The 2507-nt window shown below is 37.6% G+C and carries 2 protein-coding genes; one reads left to right on the top strand and one right to left on the bottom strand.

What is annotated here, in order from left to right:
- Window positions 1-142 precede the first annotated feature (142 nt).
- Window positions 143-712: a hypothetical protein gene (locus H5084_RS19100; RefSeq protein ID WP_182692217.1), complete on the top strand. Its 570-nt coding sequence runs from the start codon at window positions 143-145 to the stop codon at window positions 710-712.
- 760 nt (window positions 713-1472) lie between these two features.
- Here the strand turns inward: H5084_RS19100 and H5084_RS19095 are convergent.
- The gene (locus H5084_RS19095) at window positions 1473-2486 is read right to left on the bottom strand and encodes a transposase (protein ID WP_182692216.1); all 1014 of its coding nucleotides are present in this window, start codon (window positions 2484-2486) and stop codon (window positions 1473-1475) included.
- Window positions 2487-2507 lie beyond the last annotated feature (21 nt).

Raw genomic sequence — 2507 nt, 5'->3', positions numbered from 1 at the left:
AAGTACCTGTGTGCCTCAATCCTACCTTTAAAATAACTATTTACTATAATAAGATGCAATCTCGGATGGGCTTGTTCAACGACCAGATAAGGTGTCGGCTGCGCGACACCTATCCTTGTTTGTTATATGCCAAGGAGGCACTGTGCCAAGTCCAACTATTAAGCAATTAATTTCTCGCGGTAGAGGAGTTATGGAAGCGGAAAGGTTTGAACAATTTACTCTTGATAGTCCTCAAGTTCTGGGTGAATCAGCTCAAGAATTAATGTCCAAAATTCCACCGTCATTTGGTGCATGCGCGATGATAAGCTCAATGTGGGCAGCTTATCTCAATGATAATTTTTCAGTTCCTGCAATTGTTGTTGCAGGAGATCTTAAAATATCGGGTAAAACTATATTTAAGTGCAAGAAAAATTTACCTGAGCCAACTAAATCAGGAAATATTGTTTCAGCCAATTGGGATGGGCACTGCTGGATAGAGATTGACGGATGGATTGGTGATTTATCTATATTTCGCACGGCATATCAAATACAAGGTGCAAGTCACCTAAAAGAGTTTATTCTTTCAAATTTTGGAAGCGGTAGAGGCGCTTTAATTAGTGGTAAAAGTGATCTTCCACTAGGAATGAAGTACATTCCTAAATATGTTTTAAAAGACAATCAAATAGATAGTTTAATTGGTGGTTTAGCTTACCAAGTGGAAAATGGCATATAACAAGGGTTTTCAAGTCGGACAAATTACAGTTGGCTTTTTGTTCGTGCCTCACTTATTTTAGCCAACTGCAATTTGCCGCTTAAAACGGCGTTATATCACCTCTTTAATAAGGAAGTATCTTGAAACTTAAGTTGGATATCAAATTAAAAAGTAGTAAAAAGTAGTAGACATCCATAAACTTTTAAAAGTAGTAGATAAAAGTAGTAGATAAAAGTAGAAAAGTAGTAAAAGTAGTAGACATCCATAAACTTTTACAGCCAAATAATCATCAAAAAATTGTGGCATGTAATAAAACATAAATCAGAAAGTGTTCTAAAAATATTGTAGGGGTATAAAATGCAGGGCATAAAGCCGTTTCTCTAGTATTTTAAACAAGTGAAGTCTTTCGTTCTCACGGTATTTTTTAAAAATAAGCAGTAACCAAGAAACTAGTGCATATTTCGTCGTAATTCGTTTTTGCTGGCCATCCAACGCTTACCAGTATGCGCTGCAAATAAGGAAAGTAGTAGACACAAGGAAAGTAGTAGACACAAGGAAAGTAGTAGACATCCAAGCAAGGAAAGTAGTAGACATCCATAAATTTTTACAGCCAAATAATCATCAAAAAATCGGGGTATGTAATAAAACATAAATCAGAAAGTGTTCTAAAAATATTGTAGGGGTATAAAATGCAGGGCATAAAGCCGTTTTTCTAGTATTTTAAACAAGTGAATTCTTTCGTTCTCACTACATTTTTTAAAAATAAGCAGTAACCAAGAAACTAGGGCATATTTCGTCGTAATTCGTTTTTGCTGGCCATCCAACGCTTACCAGTATGCGCTGCAAATAATGCTAACTCTTCCAACGAGCCGACTGCCCCTTGGTAGTCTTTGCCAAAACTACTTGCAAGCGATAACCAAGTTTCACTATCAAGCCCAAGTGTATTGAGCAATTTAGGATGATGGCTGGCGATTGCTCCTCGTTTATCTTCTCGTAAAATACGACCGCTCCAATCGACTAACTCGATATAATCAAGTAGTGAGAAGGGGATGCCCAGCTGTTGAGTTTCATGCTCATCGCCTATAAAACCCAATAATGGCTTTTTCTTAAAACTTAACCCGACCAAAGAAGACTCATTGTTGCTTTCCTCTTTAAAAGCAACACCATGTATACGCTCATAAGCAGAGGTGTATTCTGACGTTTCAACACTAGTATTCATTTTGGCACGAACAGGATTAAGATCGACATAAGCCATGCAAGTTAACAATGCATCTTCATCTAATAATGCTTGGGATTTAAATCGTCCTTCCCAGAACCGGCCTGTACACTCATCTTCTTTATTGGCTTTACGTGCAATGAACTCATTCAGACAACGCATAAACCATGAGATATCTGCTAAACGGTCACGCCAAGCATTGATAATATTCAGCACAGCTTTATTTTCTTCGTCAGATATTGTTTGCTCTTTTAACCAACGGTCAATTAAGGTTGGCATCGAGTACAAGCTTCCCCATCGTTGGCAAACCTGCTCGTTACTAAGTAAATAATTTTCATGTTCATCGATGTGCAAGACTAAGTGATAGTGATTCGACATAATGGCATAGGCACAAATATTAATACTAAAAATAGAAGCGAGTTGATGCATTCGCTCAACCATCCATTGTCGGCGGTGTTCAAACGAATGGCCAGTGTATTTATCTTCACCACATAAATAAGCTCGACGAACACAACGAGATATACAGTGGTAATAAGGGGTATCAGCAAGCGATACTTGAGATTGTCGAGATTGAGTCATAATAAACTACCTCCGAGCATG

The organism is Psychromonas sp. SR45-3, assembly GCF_014163575.1.
GTDB classification, from domain to species: domain Bacteria; phylum Pseudomonadota; class Gammaproteobacteria; order Enterobacterales; family Psychromonadaceae; genus Psychromonas; species Psychromonas arctica.
This window is presented reverse-complemented; position numbering and strand designations above follow the sequence as displayed.

Bases quoted from the DNA above. Each gene is read 5' to 3' on its own strand.
- H5084_RS19095 (WP_182692216.1), bottom strand. From the start codon at position 2,486: ATGACTCAATCTCGACAATCTCAAGTATCGCTTGCTGATACCCCTTAT.